Here is a 22268-nt window from a genome sequence, read left to right on the forward strand (position 1 = left end):
AGTGGTTTAATACCTGGTATGCATAAAGACAAGTAACAGTGATCCGATCAAAATTTCTTTCTAATTTTCCAAATGAAGCCATCAAGAACGTAATGGGTGGATTGAGGAAGGGCAAGCAGTGGAACCAATAACGAAAGTAGTTGACGTTCTTCAATCTTTGGTAAATTTGAGAATGCGGGAAAAAGGTCATTATGTTCCTTCCAGATCAAGCCATCCCAAAGTCCTTCTTCCGCGTATGCCAAAGAAGCAAGGATAAGGATGAAGACTACAACGCCATACTTGCCAAAGGAAAACTTTAAGACCTTGCTTCCTTCAGACATCTCTTTACTATATCTTTTCTTTTCGAAAAACCAGATTAAAGCCATGTAGGGGATACCATGCGATAAGACGTTGAGGGTAGTGAAGGCCATATCTCCATTATAGTAAACTATCCCAAAATACCAGGATAAGACTGTGCCCAGGATCAAGATATTTTTGGGGACATTAAACTGCTTACGTTTGTATAACAACGCTATCTCCTTAAGGATGTAAAGTACAAGTACAGCAACATATGCCCAGCCGAATAGCTGTGATAGGAAGGGCAGAGGATAACGAAGGAAATCGTTTTCAATAAACCAATTGAAGTTCCGGTTCGGGTTAAGATGCCAGAAGCAGATCGGATAAATGGTTGCTGAATAGATCGTTAGAGAGTCGATCACTACGGATAGTTTATCTTTTTTCTCGTGTCGTGAGTATAAACGCATGATCCCGTACTGTTGCCGGATAAAGTGAAATACCGCCAGATAAGCTAATACGCGCCAGAACAATAGTTGATCAAGGCTGTAGAAAACGACACTGATGACGTAGCAGAACAAAGGAACCGCCACTAATAAGGATTTTTTTGATTTGAGTTCCCTGGGGTTAAAATAGGTGCGGTATAAAGTGCTGTAAACATGTGCCACATCCACAAATACAATCAATATCAGCCAATAAAGAGCAGGCATTGCCTCTGATTCCTTAAACTGCATCGGGAAAAAACCGACTATCAACAAGGCCAGATAGGGTGGTAGCAGGATAAAAATAGTGTCAGAGCTGGCAGAATTTAGCCAGGGTTGCTTGATCTCCTTAAACTTTTCCATTCGAATTGAGTACTTGTTTGGCTGCCTTTATTCCCTGGTAAAAGGCTTCTTCGAAAATGGAAACTCCACTTAGATCACTATGTCCAAAAAATATCTGATCATTTAGAGGCTGGTTAGCATTTCTTCTGCTTTCGCCCCAAACAAAACCTCTTGCAGGACTTATCATTCCATGTCCCCAAACCCAGAACTCTACATTTTCAATCTGTTCCGTGATATTAGGATGCAGGTACTCAAGCTCGGGCACTACTATGTCGAGCCATTGTTCATGATTCCTAGCGTATGCAGCTAGCCGGGCAACACGGGTATCGTGATCGCATAATGGAAGATAGTATGTAATGATCTTGGAACCGCCCTCTGCTGTAATATCCTGGTGATTTGCATTGACATAACCAACGGAAGGCGTGTTATAAGCTACATTATCCCAGGAAAGTGGCGCGCCCGGTGCTCCTGTTAGGCCTTTAAGTGTAATGTTGGCAACCAGCCAGGGTGCATAGTTAAAGTCGTCATAATCCACCTCCGTCCTGGTAAAATTTCTAAGCAATTTCCTTGTTACATATTGAGGTGTTGCCATGATCAATTTTTCTGTTCTTATCTGGTAAGATTCCTTTTTCTTCAGATCATACACGTCGACCAGCATAAAAGACTTATCTTCCTTAATTCCATAAACAAGTGTAGAGGAACGGACGTGCCGTTTAAGTCCGGCAGTAAGACCCTGCATCAAAAATCCGTTTCCTTCCGGCCAGGTTAGAACTGTTGAGCTCTCGGCGTTCACCGCTTTTCCCTTTCTACCTGCAAAGTAATGCAAACCCGCCCATGCTGATATCTTATCAAGCTTCTGGCCATAATCGTCCTTACAACAATATTCAAGATACCATAGGAGGTAAGGGGAGTTGAAGCCGTTTTTGTTTAAGTAATCGCTGAATAATAGTTTATCGAGTTTCCGCCATTCGGCATCTGTCGAACTTCGATCCAGGGGAATATCGAAGGCGTACTTTCCATCATTTCCTCTAACATATCTCAGTTCCTCCATTAAAGCCAGAAATCTTTTTATCTGGTCTTTATCCTCTGCTGGTATACCAAATTCAGGAATAAGGCCTTCCTGCCACTGTCCGTTGATGAGTAATCTTTCCTCAGGGTCGAAACAGAGTGAATATTCATTATAAAAAGGGAGACCGTTCTCGAAATGAGTGATCAGGTTACATTCCTGATAAAAATCAATCAGATCTTTATTTTCATTATTGGCAGGGGTAACATAGTGTGCACCCAAAGGGTATTTTGAAACCTTCGATTCCCCGAACTTTGAGTTTCCCCCTGGCTGGTTCTCTAATTCCAGCAGTTCAAAATTCTCTAAGCCATTTTTCTTCAGCCAACGCGCAGCTGAAAGACCGGAAATTCCTCCTCCAATAACTAAAACACCAACATCCCTGGAGTAAGAGGGTTTAGGCAGTGATACCTTGTCCCTCAGAATATGTCCAGCGCTTGCATCGGGTCCTTTAAGTTCCGCTGGTATACCTGAATAAGGAGAAGACCCGGGCTTAATTTTTCGGATACAGGCATTGAGCGCAATGCCAGAACAAATAAGTCCCGCACGAAGCATAAATCCTCTTCTGCTGATACTATTTGTAACTGAGTTTCTAAAGAACCGATGCCCACTCATCCTCAAAATATTTCACCAGCACCTGATTGTTCAATTTATTCACTTCCGTCTCTCTCTTGGCCATGTCTTTTGGAAAATACAGCATTTGATCCATGCTTTCCTTACTTACGAACTTAAGGTTGGAAATAAAGGAATTCGGCTTCTTATAGAAACTCTTCTTCATCGCCATGATATATCCCCATTCGCCGAAAGATGGAACATAGTTATGATAGGGAACAGTGTGCAAACCTACAGATTCAAGGGTTTTATTGACGGTCCAGAACGATTTAGGGGCTACAAAAGGAGATGTAGATTGTACGACCATGATCCCGTCAGGATTTAATAGTTCCTTAATTATTGAATAAAAGGAATTTGTATATAATTTTCCTACAGAATAGTTAGAAGGATCCGGGAAATCAACAACTATAAAATCAAAGGTATCCTTTTGCTGACGGGCCCAGGTAAAAGCATCTGCATTAATCACCTTCACTTTCTTCGACAGTAATGATTTCTTGTTCAAACTCAATAACATCTCATTCTTTTGAAACAAAGAGGTCATTCCTTTGTCCAGGTCAACAAGGGTAATTTGCTCTACATTAGGATATTTAAGTATTTCTCTAACCGCCAAACCGTCGCCGCCTCCCATTATCAAAACCTTACGTGCTCGCGGCAGAGCCTGAAGTCCGGGATGTACCAGGGCCTCATGATAACGGTACTCGTCGTCGGAACTGAACTGAAGATTTCCGTTCAGGAATAAACGCAATACTTTTCCTCGTTTAGTTAGGATGATGCGTTGGTAAGAGGTACTCTTGGAATAAATAATGGTGTCATTATAACTGAGACTTTCAGAGAAATTGGTGATCTTTTCGGCGTAAACAAAACCCAGCAGCAGACCAAGGATACTTATTATAGAGGCAGATTGAAGGTAATTAACCGCTGGTATCTCTTTTTTAAAATTTACACAGACCAATAAAGCAACAGAGACATTGAGGATACCAAACAGATATGCTGTTTTTACCAAGCCTAAATAAGGGATCAATACCAGCGGAAAGATAAGGGATGCAAGCAAGGCCCCAATATAGTCGAAGGTAAACACCTTCGACACGAGATCCTTAAACTCAAAACGGTTCTGAAGGATACGCATCAGCAAGGGGATTTCCAAACCTACCAATATCCCCGTAAGGGATACCAGACCGTACAACAGTACCCTGAAAGAGGCAATGCTTTCAAATAGAAGAAATAGTAAAGTAGAACTTATTCCACCAACAATTCCAACCAATATTTCTATTTGGATGAACCAGGATAAGATATTTTTCTCAAAGTACTTGGACAACCAGCTGCCAATTCCCATTGAAAATAAATAAACACCAATAATGGTAGAGAACTGCGTTACGGAATCTCCAAGAAGGTAACTGGCAAGAGTTCCGGCAATCAGTTCATAAATTAACCCGCATGTTGCAACTACAAATACAGAGAGCAGCAACACTGCAGGAAGTTTGTTATTCATATTTTCTATCCGTGAATGGCAGAACTAATAATTATAGCGATAGCAATAATAAATGCAGCACAAACAATAGCAAGTGCGTTATTCTTCTTATCAACGATCTCTTTCCAGAGATTTTCCGGAGTGATCTTTTCTATTATAACGAAGGAAATAACCAGGATTACAATACCAAGTACTGAATAAACCAGGGATGCAACTAAATACTTGTAATTGATCAGTTCGTGTAAACTCATTTTCTTATTTTTTTGAAGTTTTCTTATTATTTGAGATGACTGGTTAACCTACTTGTGGTAAAACCTTGCTCCTGAACCAAAATGTCCACGGCTCGTATTTGTATACTCGGTGTTTTTTTCTGCCTTATCTGCCCAAAATGTGATTCCATTCCAGGTAGCATATCCAAAATAAAACAGAATAACCAGCATAAATCCTATATAGTATTTTAATGGTTTGATATCCATATCTTAATTATCAGTTTCGTAAGGAGAATAGTCACTGTTCATCCAACGCTTCCTTTCGAAGCTTGTCCAGCGGATGTAACTAATGATTGGGTAAATACTTAGTAGAAGCCAGACTAGTAGGATGTTACGCCACATCAATACGTTTGCAGTCACCGCAATATGGAGATAGGTTTGAGTGGGATCACCTGAAGCTGGATAAATATTAAGATGATATTTACCTTCAGGGATTTTCGAGAGGATTATAGATTGGCTCTTCGATCCCTCAGACCATGATTCACCACTTTCATAGCCGTGATAGTATTCAATTCCTTTAGTTACTTCCCAGGTTTCATTTGTGCCTTCGTTAACCAAAACAACTGTCGCTTCCATCCAGCTATTATCAACATTTGCGCGTACTTCTATTTCGAGTGTTGTTCTCCCATATGGTTGCTCAAAAGAAGAGCTTAGGAATGGCTTGTATTCGTAAGTGCCTGAACTGGAACCCAAATAACTAGTTGAATCTGAGGAGTTTCGCTCAAATGAAATATTAAAATCACTATTAAGCAATTCCCGCTCGGGCCTGATTGTCCTAAAAAGGAATACAACCAGCAATACAGCAAGAGCAGCTAGAATACTGACCTTGGCCAGGGTGTCAAAACTAGCTCCCTGTCGGGACGGCTGATTTGCCCCAATCTCAACTTTAGGTGGAAAACTCTCCGCGTTCAATCCAAAACCTTCAGCAATTTCTTCCAGCTCAGTATATTCCCCCCAAAAATACTGTGCTTTGTTACTTCCGGAGTTTCCAACTTCCTTGAAAATAATAAAGGGTGGGGCAATGAATTCGTGCACCCTGGGGCGGTCATCCATAACATCGGAATCGAATTCCCCAATTGCACCAGTAATTACAGGCGTATACTTATTAAAAATCCGGTAATCGATATTGTTATGGGTGGCAGTTGTTGAATCGCTATACGCTTTTTCAAGGGAAGGTTCCCATGTCTGGTCAACAATAAAATTCCAATGACCGTTAAACTCCGACAATGTTGCATATCCCTTCTCGTAGTTATATAGCAAATATTCTTTCCAGCCATAGCTTGTACCTTTCTCTTTCTTTTCGAGGTAGGCTATCACCCGGAACTTATGGTCCTTTAAGGTTCCTAGGGCCCCAAGTGGAATAAGGGGTTTTGCTTTAACAGGAGGAACGTTTTTTTGGACTTTCGGTGTATAAGCAGTAACAAAACGAATAAAGGAATTACACGAACTGCAAATACAATAATCACTTCCATCAGGATCATAAAGTGTAATTGCTTCATGGCATTTCGGGCACTTGAAGGTTTCCGGTTCCGGAAAAGAAAGCTGTTTTACTGTTGCCATAATTAGCGCCTTAATTCGGTTTTCTGCAATTCGCTGCCTTCAAAAAATGCTAAGACTTCCGTGTAGATCGCTCTAACCTTTTCCGTATTGTCCTTCCTGAAATTGGAAAGGAATATATCAAAAGTGGCAAGCTGAAACTCCGGCCAGGTATGTATAGAAAGATGGGATTCTGTAAGACAAATTACAGATGTGAAGCCTCCCTGATCGAAGTCATGATAAACTTCGCCAACGGAAGATAGCTCAAACCTCGTGATGAGTTTTTCAAAAAGTTCTCTCGAAGCTACCGAAGAGTAGAGAAGATCAGCTCTCTCAGTTTTAAATTCAGCTAAAATGTGTAACCCGGGATTATATTCCATATTGCAATAAGGAATTCAAAAATAAATATTATTTGAATATATGGAAATACGAGGGGCCAGGTAAGTGCATAACACATATTTTTTTCGCACATCATTCTTTAAATTCTTACAAATTTTTATGTTTGAGAGAATTAAATCATTTCTAATGCGAAATAAACCTTGTCTGGAAACCTCAAATAAAAACATTTCTATAAACTCTTATACTCTTGCTATTTAACATGCAGTTTACGCAGGAACAGATTACTAAGCTAGCTCCCGATGATGCTTCAGCCAAAGCAGGTAAAGCTCTTGCCAGTAATTCCAAGTGGGTATTAAGGTGCGTGCATGAGAAAGCCTTGTGGGGTGACTGCCAGGGAAGTGGTAAAAATCCTTACAGAACGATTGTAGATCTAACTAATCTTGCTTTCAAATGCTCTTGTCCCAGTCGCAAATTCCCCTGTAAACATGGGCTTGGCTTACTCTTCCTTTACGCTGCCAACCCTGATGTGTTTTCTGCAGAAAAGGAACTGCCTGAACATGTAGGTGAGTGGCTTGGCAAGCGCGCCGAAAGGGCAGAAAGCAAACCCATTCCGGTTGAAAAAGCAGCACCGGATGAACAGGCACAGCAAAAACGTATTGAAGCAAGAGAGAAAAAGGTAAGGGGCGGCATTGAAGAATTAAGGCTTTGGATGAAGGATGTGGTAAGAACTGGAATTATGAATGTGCCACAAGATCCTTATCAGTTTAATCAAAATATCATTGCCCGGATGGTTGATTCTCAGGCCGCTGGATTAGCGAATCATTTAAGGAGGATCAACAAAATTAACTATTACCAGGAAGGCTGGCAGAAGGCACTTATTAAGCAGTTAAGCAAGACCTATCTGTTAACAGAGGCATATGAAAATATTGAGGCCCTAAACACTGAACTTCAATCAGACATTAAAACCTTAATAGGATGGAACACACCGAAAGAGGATGTGTTTAATTCAACAGGTATAAAAGACGAGTGGCTGATCTTAAGTATTTCGAACGAAGAAGAGGGAAATTTAAGGACCGAAAAGATCTGGCTTTATGGTTTAGGGTGTCAAAAATTTGCACTTATCCTAAATTTTTATGCTGGGGCACAACTTAGTGGACACGCTTTTGTGGAAGGGGGAACAGTAAAAGGTGAACTGGCGTTCTACCCGTCAACAACCCCGCTACGGGGATTAATGAAAGAACCGTTTGAAATAAATGGAAGGTTCATACAACCTGGCATTAGAAGTTCTATATCAACACTTTTGGAGGATGTGACAAGTAAATTTTCACTTAATCCGTTTGTTTCTGAATTACCCTTTATTTTATCTTCTTGCCGGATAGCTCTTAATGGAAAAAACTGGTACATTATAGGAGATGATGGGAGTGGTTTGCGACTTTCTAATAATGAAGAGGAATGCTGGACTGTCCTTTCGATCAGTAAAGGAAAAATGTTTCCTTGTTTCGGGATCTATGAAAATGAGTCGTTCAATATCCAGGCTTTATGGCCTTCCAATAGATACTATTCGATAAAATGAGCCTCCAGAACGATATTATAAAAACAGCCCTGCTGGGTACTGACAAAATACAATTTCAACTTCCAGAAGAGTTGTCGGATATTAGGGATGGTATCACCGCAACGCAGGAGGATAAAGAAGATGCCTTCCTAAAATCGGCTGCAATAGCTTTTCTCTATGAGGAGAGCGGCCAGGAGGCTAAGAATGCATTAAATGCTATCCCTGAATGTCCTGATGATACCAGCGAAGAGTTGAGTGCAAGTACAAGTCAGCACTTAGAAGATGCGCTCCTATCAAAAGACGAAGTATTTTTCGAATACCTGTTAACCAAAACCCTCGAGGCCGATAAAACCGTTTCTTCTAAATTGGTACCGCTGTTGCTAAACAAAGCAATTGAACAGAAAAGAAAAGCTGAAAAACTGATCGCTGTTTGCGGGAAAACAGGAGAGTGGCTTTGCTCTTTAAACCCAAACTGGCAGAGACTAACCCTGAGGAATGAGGAGCAAATCGATTGGGAAACGGGGAGCCTCGAAGACCGTAAGCTCTTTCTGGCACGACTAAGGACGACAGATCCTGATAAAGCTTTGCAGCTTCTCCAGGCAGTATTTGAGCAGGAAAATGCAAATAATAGAGCTGAATTTCTGGAGATACTAGAAATTGGTATATCGGTACAAGATGAAGCCTTTCTACTGGAAGCATTAAAAGATAAAAGCAAGAAAGTGAAGGAAGTAGCCCTGAGATTACTTCAACCCTTACAGGGAACAGAAATTAACAACCTTTATATAAACTATTTTCTGGATTCTGTATCAATTAAAGAAGAACGTAGTCTGCTTATTCTTAAAAAAAAGGTCATCGAAATAGATCCAGCAGTCCTTCCATCTGATGACATGTTCAGATATGGGATAGAGAAAGTCAGTTCTGTTAAAGGTGTGGACGACCAGATATTCTGGCTTAGCCAGATCCTAAGTTTTATAGATCCTTCTGCTTTAGAAGAACGGTATCAAATAACCCAAGGTGAGTGGTTTAAGCTATTAATTGAGCATAAACAAAGCTCCGTTTTTATTCCTTACTTAGCCACTGCTGCTATTCGTTTCCGGAACACACCTCTTGCTAAGAACCTCCTCGCTCATGTCGAAGCTTTTCGAGAGGAATTACTCTTGGTCCTTTCTGAGGATGAACGCTACGAGTGGTATGATAAATACCTGGAGTCGAGGTTTCCCATTATATTAGGACTGTTGCTCAATGATCAGTATTCGATAATTCCGCAACAACTGGCAGAACGGATTGTAAAAAGGCTGGCGGTAAATCCATACGTGATAACCCAGCCAATCTATACGAGGCTGGCTCTATCGCTACCAGTCAGCATTAGGATCTTTTTGAGCAAATATATTGAGGAAGGTGCTGACGACTATCAGAGAAGATACTTTAGTAGCCAGGCGTCTAATATGTTACATTATATTGAATTAAGAGAAGGTTTAACATTTTAAATAAAGATATTTTGACACAAACTATTTTGCGGCAAGCAGCTGAGCAGCAATTTGCGCAGGAAATTGAAGAAATAAAGTTACAGGATAAACATGCGAAACCTGTCAGTTGGCAAATGTCACCAAATGCTGTGGTTACCTATCTTATGGGGGGAACGCTGAATAATGGCTTTGAGATCACTCCAAAATATATTGGTAACAGGCGTCTGATGGAAATTGCAGTTGCAACTCTTACTACCGACAGAGCGCTCTTACTTTACGGGCTACCGGGAACAGCGAAATCATGGGTATCAGAGCATCTTGCTGCGGCTATTACCGGCGACTCTAATTTGGTAATACAGGGTACAGCAGGTATTAGCGAAGAAGCTGTTCGGTATGGTTGGAACTATGCTATGCTTTTATCAGCGGGACCAGTAGCTGAAGCCATTGTGGAAACTCCGGTAATGCGGGCAATGAAGCAAGGGAAGATCGTTCGTATAGAAGAACTTACAAGAATTGGCTCTGATGTTCAGGACTCCCTTATCACCATCCTTTCCGAAAAAATGCTTCCAGTCCCGGAACTTAATACTCAGGTGCAAGCTGTACGCGGCTTTAACGTGATTGCAACCGCTAATAACAGGGATAAAGGTGTGAATGAATTATCCAGTGCTTTGAAACGTCGTTTTAATACTGTTATCCTACCAGTTCCTTCTAGTATGGAAGAAGAAGTTGATATCGTTCAACAACGAGTATCCAGCTTTAGCAGAGCTATAGAACTACCAATACAAAAACCAGTAACAGAAGAAATTAAACGGATTGTTACCATCTTTAGGGAATTGAGGAACGGTGTTTCTTTGGATGGAAAAACAAAACTTAAATCTCCGTCTGGAACATTAAGTACCGCCGAGGCTATTTCTGTTATGAATAGTGGCCTGGCCCTGGCTTATCATTTTGGTGATGGCCTTGTGAAGGCTGATGATATAGCAAGTGGTGTGATAGGCGCTGTAGTAAAAGATCCGGTTCAGGATAAGATCGTGATGCAGGAATATATGGAGACCGTGCTTAAACAACGTGACGGCTGGAAAGATATTTATCGTGCTTGCCGGGATATTATTTAACCTATGGCCATTCACTTACTAGGTATAAGGCATCATGGACCGGGTTCTGCACGGCATGTACTGGAAGCGCTAAAGCAAATCAAACCGGATATTATCCTTATTGAAGGACCTCCGGAGGGAGAGCATATGCTTCCCTGGGTTCTCCACGAGGAAATGAAACCTCCTGTTGCCTTACTTGCTTATGTACCTGACGACCCTCAACGTGCAGTATTCTACCCATTTGCGGAATTTTCACCTGAGTGGCAAGCGATCAGATATGGTGTAGAGCATAAGAGACCGGTAAGGTTTATTGATATGCCTCTGGTACACAAACTCGCCATTTCGCCTTCAAAAAAAGAAGATACTATTCCTTCGGATCTTAACGAAGAAAGCCTTGAAGCAAGACAGGAAATCGGGGATGTTGAAACTATAAGGAGAAATCCTCTTTCTTACTTGGCTTCTATTGCAGGCTTTGAAGATGAAGAGGAATGGTGGGAGCACCAGTTTGAATTAAACCAACAACCACGGGAGGTATTCTTGGCTATCGCTGAGGCAATGGGAGCTCTACGGGAATTACTTCCTCAGCGGAAGGATCAGCGGGAAGAAATTAGAGAAGCGTTTATGCGGCGCGGAATACGGACGGCAGAAAGAGAAATGTATACTGAAATTGCCGTAATATGCGGAGGGTGGCATGTACCTGCACTGCAGAACATGCCGAAGCAAAAGGACGATGATGCCTTGCTTAAAAATCTTCCTAAAACAAAAGTAGAGACCACCTGGATTCCATGGACTAATGACCGTTTGAGCTTTGAAAGTGGATACGGAGCGGGAGTAAATTCTCCGGGCTATTATGCTCACATCTGGAACAAGCCTGAAGATGATGGGACAGTTTGGCTTTCCTACGCAGCAAGAGTGTTCAGGGAAAACAAGGTTGATATTTCATCAGCTCACATCATAGAAGCCGTACGCCTTGCAAATACGCTCGCGGCTATCAGGGACCTAAATCGCCCGGGATTAAAAGAGCTCAACGAGGCAACACAGACCGTGATGTGTATGGGAGACGATATTCCCATGCAATTGGTTCGGCGCGATTTGATCGTCGGAAAGGAACAAGGTGAAGTGCCGGAAGGAGCACCACAGGTACCTATCCAACGTGACTTGGAGCAGCAGGTAAAGGGTATGCGATTAAAACTCGCCATCGAAGACAAGGTTATTAGTCTCGATCTGAGAGAGAGTAGCGGTTTGCAGAAAAGTATCCTTTTTCATCGCCTCCTGGTCTTAGACATCCCTTGGGCTAAACAACAAAATACTTCTGGTAAGGGGACATTTAAAGAGGAATGGCGCATGAGATGGACTCCGGAACTTACCATCCAACTTCTGGAAAAAGCACCATGGGGAAATACTATTGAAGCAGCTTGTAACCATTATCTACAGAATAAAGCATTAAATAGTAAACAACTTTCGGAAATAACAGAACTGGTAAGTAAAGCACTTCCCGCGGATCTGCATGCAGGTATAGAGGTGGTGATGAAAAGAATGGATGAACTGGCTTCGGGCACAACTGATACCGCCATGCTCATGGACGCCTTTAATCCACTTGTACAGGTGAGCCGGTACGGTAACGTCCGCCAAACAGACCAGGAGACTGTTCAGGTAATTCTAAGATCAATATTCTACCGTATGGTTGCAGGTTTACCAATAAGCTGCACTGGGATAGACGAAGAACAATCGGCGGATATGGCAGAAAAGATCAAAGCTGTAAATAATGCAATCCTTTTCCTTGACGAGGAAGAACTTAAGAACACATGGCTGGAAACATTGCTGAAGATCACAACCGTAAAGCAAGTGTCGCCGCTGGTACATGGGATGAGTTCAAAGATCCTTTATGATCTTAAGTATATTGACAGTGAGCAGACAGCTGCAGAGTTTAGTAAAGCATTGTCACCAGGCCATGATCCTTCTTATTCAGCTGCCTGGGCAGAGGGCTTCCTAAAAGATTCTGCCACTATTTTGATACTTGACGATGATATCTGGAATATTACCAATAATTGGCTGGCGAGCCTTGATCAGGAGGTATTCCTGCAGGTTGTGCCTTTACTCCGCCGGACATTCGCGGTGTACAATTCTGTTGAAAAAAGCAGGATAGCGCAAAGGGTGAAATACAGCAAAGAGGGTGGGGAAAAGCGAGAAGCCGCAGTAACCATTAATAAAGAAAGAGCATCCAGGGTACTGCCAATACTAGGTACTATCCTGGGAATAAAATAAGGAACTATGCAGGAAGAACTGGAGAAACGCTGGAGATTAGTATTAGGTTCTGAAACCAGAGACGAGCTTTCAGTAGATTTAAGTAGACAAGAAACGGGCATTGACAACACCCTTCAGGCCTTGTATAATTCGGACCGGAAGGGAGGACTTGGTCCCTCATCCCCAAACGTTTCCCGGTGGTTGGGGGATATCCGGGAATACTTCCCTAATACCGTGGTTAAGGTGATGCAGCAGGACGCCCTTAAACGGCTTAACCTTACCTCCATGTTGACCGAACCAGAGATGCTCGAAACGGTAATTCCCGATGTACATCTCGTAGCCAACCTGCTTACCTTGGGCCGTGCTATACCGGAGAAAACCAAATCAACCGCCCGAATGGTTGTTAAGAAGGTTGTAGATGAATTATTGCAAAAACTTACAGCACCTACACAACAGGCTATTTCCGGAAGTCTAAATCGCTCAGCGAGGAACAGACGGCCCAGGCATAACGAAATTAATTGGTCAGAAACGATCCGAAGGAACCTTAAGCATTATCAGCCAGATTATAAAACCGTAATCCCAGAAACCAGGATTGGCTTTGGCAGAAAAAGAAAGGCGCTGAAAGACGTTGTGTTATGCATTGACCAAAGTGGCTCTATGGGAACATCGGTAGTATACTCAGGAATATTTGGAGCAGTAATGGCTTCTATTCCAGCGGTAAACACAAAGATGGTAGTCTTCGATACCGAGGTAGCAGATCTCACGGAAGAATTACAGGATCCGGTAGAATTGCTTTTTGGTGTTCAACTTGGGGGTGGGACAGACATTCATAAGGCCCTGACTTATTGTTCTCAAATCATAACCCGTCCCTTAGATACAGTCCTGGTGCTGATAACAGATCTCTATGAGGGTGGAAATCAACAAGAGATGCGAAAGAAGGCAGCCCAGCTTGTTGACAATGGAGTACAGGTGATCACATTACTTGCCCTTAATGATGACGGTTCTTCCTTCCATGATCATGGCAATGCTGATTTCCTGGCCTCTATTGGTGTGCCTGTTTTTGCTTGTACACCTGATCTTTTTCCCGACTTGATGGCTGCTGCATTAAGTAAACAAGATATAAACCAGTGGGCCGGTGCTAATGATATTAAGATGAGTGGGAGATAAAAATAGATAAAAGCTTCAGGACCATTCTTCAGATGCTGGCAGCTTTGGTTGCCACAAGGTTATTACATATCGTTGTGGCAGGATGCTCTTTGAATTTGTAATTTTACCCACAATTAAAAGGAAGTTCAAATACTTCCAGACCAATTTATCCTCTAGAATTAGAAATTTAATGACTACAAGAAACTTCAGGCTTGCATTATTGCTCTTGGTTGGCCTAACACTGAACTTTAAAAGTTACGCGAAAGAGATTTTTCCTGACGGAACCCCAATTCCTGAATGGTTCAGGCAAAATAAACCTACTGATATTAGCAAACTAGGAAAGCACTATCGCATTTCCGATTTCGATGTAGTGAACGACAGCTCTATCATTCAAACCAAATTAATCCAGTCTGTCATTGATAAAGCCAGTGCCGATGGTGGTGGCGTTATTGTCATTCCTAAAGGAACTTTCCTTAGCGGTTCATTATTTTTTAAAAAAGGAACTCACTTACATCTTGAGGATGGAGCGAAATTGAAAGGTAGCGACGACATTACAAATTTTCCGCTGGTTATGACACGGATGGAAGGGCAAACATTAAAATATTTTGCTGCACTTGTCAATGCCGATGGCCTAGATGGCTTTACAATATCAGGCAATGGAACTATTGATGGAAACGGCTTACGTTATTGGAAATCCTTTTGGCTTAGACGTGAATTCAATCCCAGCTGTACTAACATGGATGAAATGAGACCGAGACTAGTTTATATTTCTAACAGTAAAAATGTTCAGCTTTCAGGAGTTAAATTAATGAACTCGCCATTCTGGACAACCCACCTTTATAAATGCGAGAATATAAAGTTGCTCGACCTCTATATCTACTCACCTAAAGAGCCCGTGAAGGCTCCAAGTACTGACGCTGTAGATATTGATGGCTGCAAAAATGTGCTTATCAAAAACTGCTACATGTCTGTTAATGACGATGCTGTAGCCTTAAAAGGAGGGAAGGGACCTACTGCCGATAAGAATCCGAACAATGGGAGTAATCAAAATATCATTATCGAAGATTGTACCTATGGATTTTGCCATGGTGCTTTAACCTTCGGAAGTGAATCCATTCACGACAGGAACATTATATTACGCAGAATTAAAATAAGTCACGCAGAGCGCCTGCTTTGGCTGAAAATGCGTCCTGACACTCCGCAGAACTATGAATATGTATTGGTAGAGGACATCGAAGGCCATGATATTGGAAACTTTTTATTTGTGCGTCCCTGGACTCAATTCTTTGATCTGAAAGGTGAGCAGGTGGCAGGAACCTCGAACAGTCGCAATATCACAATGCGAAACATTAAGTTGGATTGTGAGAACTTTTTTAACGTTGGTGTGCCGAAAGAAGTGGCACCGGCAAAGGGTTTTGGATACAAGCTTTCAGATTTTAAGTTTGAAAACCTGGAAGTAACAGCAAAAAAGTTCACTGAAATCGATACTTCGTTAATAGAGAACTTCAAACTCAAGAATGTAGTGGTTAATAAAAAGAAGATTTATTAATAAAACTATTATCAACAGGTCCGCCACTTAAACAGTATTTCTGTTTTCTGGCGGACTTTTTATTTTAAGCCCATCCCTTCGTTAACAAATTCCTCTATTTATTCAAATAGCTGGTACAATCCCCTTAAAACCCCTTTTTTTGTAACATCTCCCGCTACTTATGCAACAGTAACATAACCTAACGGTGCATAAATCAACGACTTTAGCATAACGAAAAGAAGGATCTTTTCTATTATAAACTAACCAAGTAAATTTATGCTAACACTACTTTTGCCGCAAACTTTATTGGCACCTCTTAATCTCGTAAAAAACACAAAATCAAGGTTAAATCAAACCTCTTTCAAGCAGAGGAAAACCTTCAATTAAATTCAATATTAAACCAGGATTCAAAAGATTGTTCCAGCTTTCAGCAGAAAGTTTACGACAAGTAATTATAGGGCAATCTTTAAATTTTCATTGTATGAAAGGACTTTTATTTAAAAACGCAATAATCCCTTTTTTGCTTTTTTTCGTTGCACAGGTAACCTTTGGTCAGAGTGCTGAAATAGTAGTTAAAGGATTGGTAAAAGATGGAAGGGGAGAAAGCCTTCCGGGTGTGAGTGTGACCGTTAAAGGAACAACTAAAGGTGTTGTAACTAACTCTCAGGGGACCTTTACAATTAAAGCTTCCTCACCTGATAATATTCTTGTTTTCACTTTTCTGGGTTTCGATAAGGTTGAACGAAGGATTGGCAATGACAGGAATATTAACGTCGTTATGAAAGAACATGCTAACGAATTAAACCAGGTAGTAATAATTGGATATGGAGAAGTTGCCAGGAAGGATTTAACTGGTGCGGTAGGACAAGTTAAGGTTGAGGAACTACAGAAGGCACCTGTTAGGTCATTTGAGGAAGCATTAGCTGGAAGAATTGCCGGTGTACAAGTTAGTTCACCAGAAGGACAACCGGGCATGTCTAGTGATATTGTGATCCGTGGCGCCAGTTCCATAACACAGGATAATTCTCCTTTATACGTTGTTGATGGCTTTCCGCTTGAGAGTCCCCACAACAATACATTGAACCCCTCAGAAATTGAATCTATAGAGGTATTAAAGGACGCATCAGCCTCGGCAATTTATGGAGCGCGGGGAGCTAATGGGGTGATCATTATTACGACAAAAAAGGGCAAAGCTGGTAAACCCGTCATAAGTTACGACGGTTATTATGGCTCTCAACAAGAGATAAAGAGAGCACAATTGATGGACCCTTACGAGTTTGTGCGCTACCAATTGGAACTAGACCCGGTTGGAAAGGGAGAAGCATATACACCGCCGGGAAAAACGCTAGAATCTTATCGAGGGGTACAGGGTGTTGATTGGCAGGAGCAGGTATTCAGGGGCGCAGGTATGAACAATCACAATCTTTCTGTCAGGGGAGGAAATGAACAAACTAAATATTCCATCTCAGGCTCCGTTATGGGTCAGGACGGGATAATTATTAATTCCGGGTTCAAACGATATCAAGGGAGGATTGCATTGGATCAGAACATTAGAAAAGACTTCAGAGTGGGGATAAATGCCAACTATGCAAATACAAGGATTAACGGAACAACACCCTCAACTTACAATGGAAACAGTAATTCTTTAAGTCTTCTTTACAGTGTTTGGGGATATAGACCGATTAGTGCGAGTGATGTACCCCTGGAGGACCTGATTGACTCGCCAATGGATCCGGAAGTAGATGAAACTGCTGATTACCGGTACAATCCAATCCTCTCGGCCAGAAATGAGCTAAATAACAATTTCGATAACTCTCTTATTGTTAACGGATACGCGCAGTTTCCTGTTTTTAAAAACTTGACGCTAAGAGTAACAGGCGGAATTACTAGGCAAACAACACGTTTGGAAACGTTCTATAATAGTCAAACAAAGTATGGTGATATAAATAGTGCCCAGGGAAGCAGAGGGGCAAATGGAAGGTTGACTAGTCTTGAAAAGAACGACTTCCTCAACGAGAACATCCTAACCTACAAAAGGAAATTCAATAGGTTTCATAACCTTACTGTATTAGGAGGTTTCACCATGCAGGAACAAAAGAACCTTAGCTTTGGGTACCAGGCCTCAGGCCTGCCCAATGAAAGCCTTGGATTAAGCGGACTTGAGGAGGGAACTGCACAAACACTTAATTCGTCTCGTACAGAAAACTTCCTCATGTCGTATCTTGGAAGATTAACTTACGATTATAAATCTAAATATTTATTTACCGCTTCTTTTCGAGCTGATGGTTCATCTAAATTTTCCCCGGCAAATAAATGGAGCTATTTTCCTTCAGGAGCTTTTGCCTGGCGTTTGAGTAATGAAAAGTTTATGAAAGGCTTCAACTTCATCAATAATGCAAAATTACGTACCAGTATAGGAGTTACAGGAAATAATCGCGTGTCAGACTTTGCTTATCTGTCGACAGTTACTTTCCCTATTTCCAGATATTATACCTTCAATAATGCTTACTTTATTGGAGCAATACCAACAACACTCGGAAATAAAGACTTACGCTGGGAAACAACCTTACAAACGGATGCTGGTATTGATCTATCTCTTTTTAAATCAAAGTTAAACATAACCGTCGATTATTATAACAAGCGAACCTATGATCTACTACTTAATGCTCAGCTACCATCAACAACAGGTTATCAGAATGCATTTAAAAACATCGGTGAGGTTAAGAATGCCGGATGGGAATTTGAATTGAGCACAACGAACTTTAATAAAAAGGATTTTAAGTGGAACACCTCCTTTAACATATCCTTTAACCGGAATAAAGTTGTTGAGCTTACCCAAAATCAGGAAAGTATGCTAACCAGTATTGGTTGGGAGACTGGATATAGCAACATCCCGCCATACATTGCTAAAGTTGGTCAACCCATTGCACAGTTTTATGGCTTCAAATGGTTGGGTAACTATCAATTCAACGATTTCAATCAAAACCCCGATGGTTCATATACCTTGAAACCTTCAGTCCCAGACAATGGAACTGGAAGAGACAAAGTTCAACCCGGAGATATTAAATACGCAGACATCAATGGTGACGGAACAGTTAACGCATCCGACAGAATGATTCTAGGAAATCCCAACCCTGACTTTATCGGCGGACTTTCAAATAACTTCAATTATAAGGGATTTGACCTCAATGTGTTCTTTCAATGGTCGTATGGAAATGAACTTTTGAATGCCAATCGTTTAGTGTTTGAAGGCAGTTCAAGACTTAGTCTTAACCAATATGCAAGCTATGCAGATCGTTGGACTCCGGAGAATCAGAACAACACCTATTTCAGAACGAAAGGATTTGGACCTACGGCTTATTCGTCCAGGATAATTGAGGACGGGTCTTACCTGCGACTAAAAACAGTGTCTCTTGGATACAGGATTCCCGCGAGGCTGTTAAAATCAATAAACGTCAGCTCTCTAAGAGTATATGCTTCCGCACAAAATCTGGTAACATGGACAAATTATTCAGGCCTAGACCCGGAGGTATCAACAAAACGGGCTGCACTTACTCCAGGTTTTGACTACGCCGCCTACCCAAGAGCAAAAACTATTGTGTTTGGCCTGAATGTAGCACTTTAAATCTTTAAGAAATGAAATTGAATACAACAAATATCCTGTTTCTAACTTTGTTCGCTTTTTCATCTTGCAATGAAAAGCTAGAAACAAAACCCTCTGATTTTTTAAGCCCGGTTAATTATTATGAAACAGAGGCTCAACTAAATGCTGCATTAAATGGTGTTTATGATCCTTTAGGGCAGGAGGCTATGTACGGCAACGGCTTATTAACTTATCTTTCTTACGGAAATGATGAGGCGATATGGAGAGCCTCGGGCCAAACCACCGGCCCTATGGTGTATAATTACGATCCTTCTGAAGCTAATATTGATAACCTGTGGACTGCCTTATATTATTGTATTAACCGGGCTAATGTACTGATCGAGAACATTGAAAAAGCTAATGCAAGCGACAGAGCAAAGGAGATCATCAGAGCCCAGGCATTGTTCCTCCGTGGATATTACTATTTCATGCTAGCTGACAACTGGGGTGCGGTTCCAATTAAACTCAGTTCTACACAGTCTGCAAACGATGTGAACATTCCCTCGTCACCCGTAAGTGAGGTTTTCGCAAGGGCAGTTTCAGACATAGAAGCTGCGGAAGCTCTATTACCTACAGCATCGGAGTGGGGAGATAATTCGGCTGGCAGGATCTCAAAAAATACTGCAAGGGGAATTCTTGCGCGGGTTTATCTTACCATGGCAGGGGAACACCTGAAAGACACGGGTAAATATCAGGATGCCCTTAAGTGGTCGAAGAGGGTGATTGATTCAAGGGAAAGCTCATTAAATCCAGATTATTCACAGGTGTTCATCAATCATTGCCAGGATAAATACGACAATATCTACCGTGAATCAATGTGGGAGGTGGAGTTTTACGGAACAAAATCGGACATCTATGGTGAGGTGGGTTATAATGGCAACAGGAACGGTATTGCGTCGAACAACATAGACTTTCCGGGCTATGGATATGCCTTCTTATTTGCCACGGCAAAACTTTTCAATAAATATGAGTCAAGAGGAACCGGAGCTAATGAATCTTCACCGGACGAGAGGAGGGACTGGGCTATTGCTCCTTATACATGGAACGACAATACCAAAACGAAGGTAATGATGCCTTATAACGCTACGAGTCCCTACAATCGTTACCCGGGAAAATGGCGCAGGGATCTTGAAACTAATTTGCCCAGGAACAAGAACTACAGTGGTGTTAATTTTCCACTGCTTAGATACGCCGACGTTCTTTTAATGTATGCAGAATCTGAGTTTAGAGTTAATGGTGCCACTGCCGATGCATATAACGCAATTAACCAGGTAAGAAGACGTGCTTACGGCAAGCTGAAACCTGGGGCATCTAATTTATCAGAAGCTGACCTATCTGGTTTAAGTGATGAGGCATTTTTTAAGGCTATTGTGGATGAACGGATGCGGGAGCTGGCATTTGAATGTTTGCGAACTCACGATCTCAAGCGATGGGGACTGCTAGTTAGTACGCTAAAAGAATTTGCCGCAGACATAAAGCAAAATGCACCTGCAAATCGAAAATTCTCATCAATAGTTGGTGATAATGTTCAGCCAAGACATTTCTACTATCCGATTCCCAGTAGGGAAATATCGTTGAATAAGGCTATAGAACAGAACAGCAATTGGTAACCCTAAATTAAAATGATGCTAAAAAACATTAAAATAATACTTGTTGGCTCCATTGCCAGCTTGATACTTTCTTCTTGTGATAAAGATCTGTCTACCCCGGAGTTCGAGGTGTCAACAAGATCAACTACTTTCAAAAAAGGAGAACTGATAACGTTTAACATTTCAGGAAACCCTGACGTGATCCGCTTCTATTCAGGTGAGCAAGGTAAGAAATACGAATTCAGCCGCCGTGACAGTCTGAAGGGAAAGCTACTACTACAATTCTCCACCTTTGCTCAAAATTCAGGATCGCAAGAGAATTCTCTTAAAATACTTTATTCCACAGATTTTAAGGGCGCCTATAACATAGCGGGGGTTCAGGCGGCAACATGGAATGATGTAACGTCAAAAGCAATACTTTCAAACGGTACCGACAATGTACCTTCCGGTCAAATTGATCTAACTAATATAGTACCTGCAACTGGTCCCGTGTATTTTGCATTCAGGAAAAGAGACGAGCAAAGTGCAACTCAAAAACCCAGAGCATGGACTATTAGGTCCTTTCAATTAAACCTCCTTAATGAACAAGATAACTTTTCTTATCCTTTAACGGATTTGACAAATGCTGGCTGGACTGCAGTAGATGTTCTTAATTCTACATACCGATGGGCTATAAACCTAACCGCAACATCACCAGCACTAAGCATTGGAGGTGGGAATATTAATACAGCTGCTAATGAGGATTGGGTGATAACCAAAGTTCTATATCCGAATGCGATTAAACCAGATCCAGCAATACCTGTAAAAGGTGTGGATACTAAAGTAGAATCCTATTCATATTCCTTCGCAACCCCCGGGGTATATAAGCTGGCTTTTGTAGCATCAAACATGACACCTGACAAGCAAAAAGAGGTAGTAAAGGAACTTGAGCTAACGATAACAGATTAAAAGAGCCTTTTTTTAATTAATATATTGTTGATCCAAAGCCACTTTTCGAAGTGGCTTTTTTGTTTTAGAATTTAACGCAATAGATTAAACTCGGCCTTTTCATCTTTCTTTCCCCTTAGAAGATTAAAAAGGCTGACAAGATCAAAAGCACCGGGGCTTCCCGGTTTGTAGATATCTTTATATCCCGGTTCCTTAGCTATTTCTTCTGGGGATGGTGTTCTGAAGCTCATTGACCAGCCAGGAAACAACCGCCTTTCTATGTGTCCCTCTTTTAAAATTGACAAATTATGATGCCGTTTATCCTGCTTTATTTTTTCGAATACCGCTTTTATTAATATTTCATCTCCTTCCACCAATTGAAGGAATTTATTATCAAAATATACCAACATACCTGTAATGTTAGTTTCTTGATTGTGTCTTTGTGAACTTGTCAGAATAGATTTAAGAGAAGCATGATCCATGTTTCCTTTTGCCTGACTCCTATAAATGAGATAGTACATGATGGTTAGTCGATTGAAAGCTATTGAATTTCCCAAGGGGAAGTTATCATGTCTAACAAGGTTCTTTTCTGCCTGTTTTAAGATACCCTTATAAAATTTGATGAAATAAATGAACTGATTTTTTAAAATGAGGTTATAGTCTCATTTTCAAGAAATCAGCAACATCTGCTCAAG

At 41.3% G+C, this 22268-nt stretch carries 17 protein-coding genes; 9 read left to right on the plus strand and 8 right to left on the minus strand.

All coding sequences use genetic code 11. From position 1 onward, the window contains the following. Nucleotides 1-47 precede the first annotated feature (47 nt). From J4N25_RS14280 to J4N25_RS14310, 7 genes are read right to left on the minus strand one after another with little or no spacing between them, the layout of a single operon-like run. On the minus strand, nucleotides 48-1118 hold the full coding sequence (locus tag J4N25_RS14280; RefSeq protein WP_207420344.1) for a hypothetical protein: 1071 nt from the start codon (nucleotides 1116-1118) through the stop codon (nucleotides 48-50). Beyond that, a complete protein-coding gene (locus J4N25_RS14285) occupies nucleotides 1105-2775 on the minus strand; it encodes an NAD(P)-binding protein (RefSeq protein ID WP_207420345.1) in 1671 nt (556 codons plus the stop codon). Before J4N25_RS14285 ends, J4N25_RS14280 begins: the two co-directional genes overlap by 14 nt. Then, the gene (locus J4N25_RS14290) at nucleotides 2753-4261 is read right to left on the minus strand and encodes a polyamine aminopropyltransferase (protein ID WP_207420346.1); all 1509 of its coding nucleotides are present in this window, start codon (nucleotides 4259-4261) and stop codon (nucleotides 2753-2755) included. The genes J4N25_RS14285 and J4N25_RS14290 overlap by 23 nt, the downstream gene beginning before the upstream one ends. A 5-nt stretch (nucleotides 4262-4266) precedes the next feature. Continuing rightward, on the minus strand, nucleotides 4267-4491 hold the full coding sequence (locus J4N25_RS14295; protein WP_207420347.1) for a DUF350 domain-containing protein: 225 nt from the start codon (nucleotides 4489-4491) through the stop codon (nucleotides 4267-4269). A 48-nt stretch (nucleotides 4492-4539) separates the two neighbouring features. Then, nucleotides 4540-4716, minus strand: a complete 177-nt coding sequence (locus J4N25_RS14300) for a hypothetical protein (protein WP_207420348.1) — start codon at nucleotides 4714-4716, stop codon at nucleotides 4540-4542. 3 nt (nucleotides 4717-4719) lie between these two features. Beyond that, the gene (locus J4N25_RS14305) at nucleotides 4720-6069 is read right to left on the minus strand and encodes a DUF4178 domain-containing protein (RefSeq protein ID WP_207420349.1); all 1350 of its coding nucleotides are present in this window, start codon (nucleotides 6067-6069) and stop codon (nucleotides 4720-4722) included. 2 nt (nucleotides 6070-6071) lie between these two features. Further along, the gene (locus J4N25_RS14310; protein ID WP_207420350.1) at nucleotides 6072-6425 is read right to left on the minus strand and encodes an S-adenosylmethionine decarboxylase family protein; all 354 of its coding nucleotides are present in this window, start codon (nucleotides 6423-6425) and stop codon (nucleotides 6072-6074) included. A 218-nt stretch (nucleotides 6426-6643) separates the two neighbouring features. Here J4N25_RS14310 and J4N25_RS14315 point away from each other — a divergent pair, with 218 nt between their 5' ends. The 9 genes from J4N25_RS14315 to J4N25_RS14355 all read left to right on the plus strand — a co-directional run bounded on the left by J4N25_RS14315 (nucleotide 6644) and on the right by J4N25_RS14355 (nucleotide 21594). Continuing rightward, nucleotides 6644-7957 (plus strand): SWIM zinc finger family protein, encoded by a 1314-nt coding sequence (locus tag J4N25_RS14315; RefSeq protein WP_207420351.1) that lies wholly within the window; start codon nucleotides 6644-6646, stop codon nucleotides 7955-7957. Then, nucleotides 7954-9423 (plus strand): DUF5691 domain-containing protein, encoded by a 1470-nt coding sequence (locus J4N25_RS14320; RefSeq protein WP_207420352.1) that lies wholly within the window; start codon nucleotides 7954-7956, stop codon nucleotides 9421-9423. The genes J4N25_RS14315 and J4N25_RS14320 overlap by 4 nt, the downstream gene beginning before the upstream one ends. An 11-nt stretch (nucleotides 9424-9434) precedes the next feature. After that, on the plus strand, nucleotides 9435-10517 hold the full coding sequence (locus J4N25_RS14325; protein WP_207420353.1) for an ATP-binding protein: 1083 nt from the start codon (nucleotides 9435-9437) through the stop codon (nucleotides 10515-10517). A 3-nt stretch (nucleotides 10518-10520) separates the two neighbouring features. Beyond that, the gene (locus tag J4N25_RS14330; protein ID WP_207420354.1) at nucleotides 10521-12761 is read left to right on the plus strand and encodes a DUF5682 family protein; all 2241 of its coding nucleotides are present in this window, start codon (nucleotides 10521-10523) and stop codon (nucleotides 12759-12761) included. Between the two features lie 6 nt (nucleotides 12762-12767). Further along, nucleotides 12768-13907 carry a vWA domain-containing protein gene (locus J4N25_RS14335; RefSeq protein ID WP_207420355.1) on the plus strand — a complete coding sequence of 380 codons (1140 nt, stop codon included), beginning with the start codon at nucleotides 12768-12770 and terminating at the stop codon, nucleotides 13905-13907. Between the two features lie 169 nt (nucleotides 13908-14076). After that, nucleotides 14077-15435 carry a rhamnogalacturonidase gene (locus J4N25_RS14340; RefSeq protein ID WP_207420356.1) on the plus strand — a complete coding sequence of 453 codons (1359 nt, stop codon included), beginning with the start codon at nucleotides 14077-14079 and terminating at the stop codon, nucleotides 15433-15435. 460 nt (nucleotides 15436-15895) lie between these two features. Next, a complete protein-coding gene (locus tag J4N25_RS14345) occupies nucleotides 15896-19039 on the plus strand; it encodes a SusC/RagA family TonB-linked outer membrane protein (RefSeq protein WP_207420357.1) in 3144 nt (1047 codons plus the stop codon). 11 nt (nucleotides 19040-19050) lie between these two features. Next, nucleotides 19051-20667: a RagB/SusD family nutrient uptake outer membrane protein gene (locus J4N25_RS14350; RefSeq protein ID WP_207420358.1), complete on the plus strand. Its 1617-nt coding sequence runs from the start codon at nucleotides 19051-19053 to the stop codon at nucleotides 20665-20667. Between the two features lie 12 nt (nucleotides 20668-20679). Continuing rightward, entirely contained in the window at nucleotides 20680-21594 is a 915-nt protein-coding gene (locus tag J4N25_RS14355; protein WP_207420359.1) for a DUF5017 domain-containing protein, read from the plus strand. 71 nt (nucleotides 21595-21665) lie between these two features. Here J4N25_RS14355 and J4N25_RS14360 read toward each other — a convergent pair whose 3' ends face one another. Then, nucleotides 21666-22094 (minus strand): BLUF domain-containing protein, encoded by a 429-nt coding sequence (locus J4N25_RS14360; protein WP_207420360.1) that lies wholly within the window; start codon nucleotides 22092-22094, stop codon nucleotides 21666-21668. Nucleotides 22095-22268 lie beyond the last annotated feature (174 nt).

The sequence above is a fragment of the Desertivirga brevis genome, assembly GCF_017355835.1.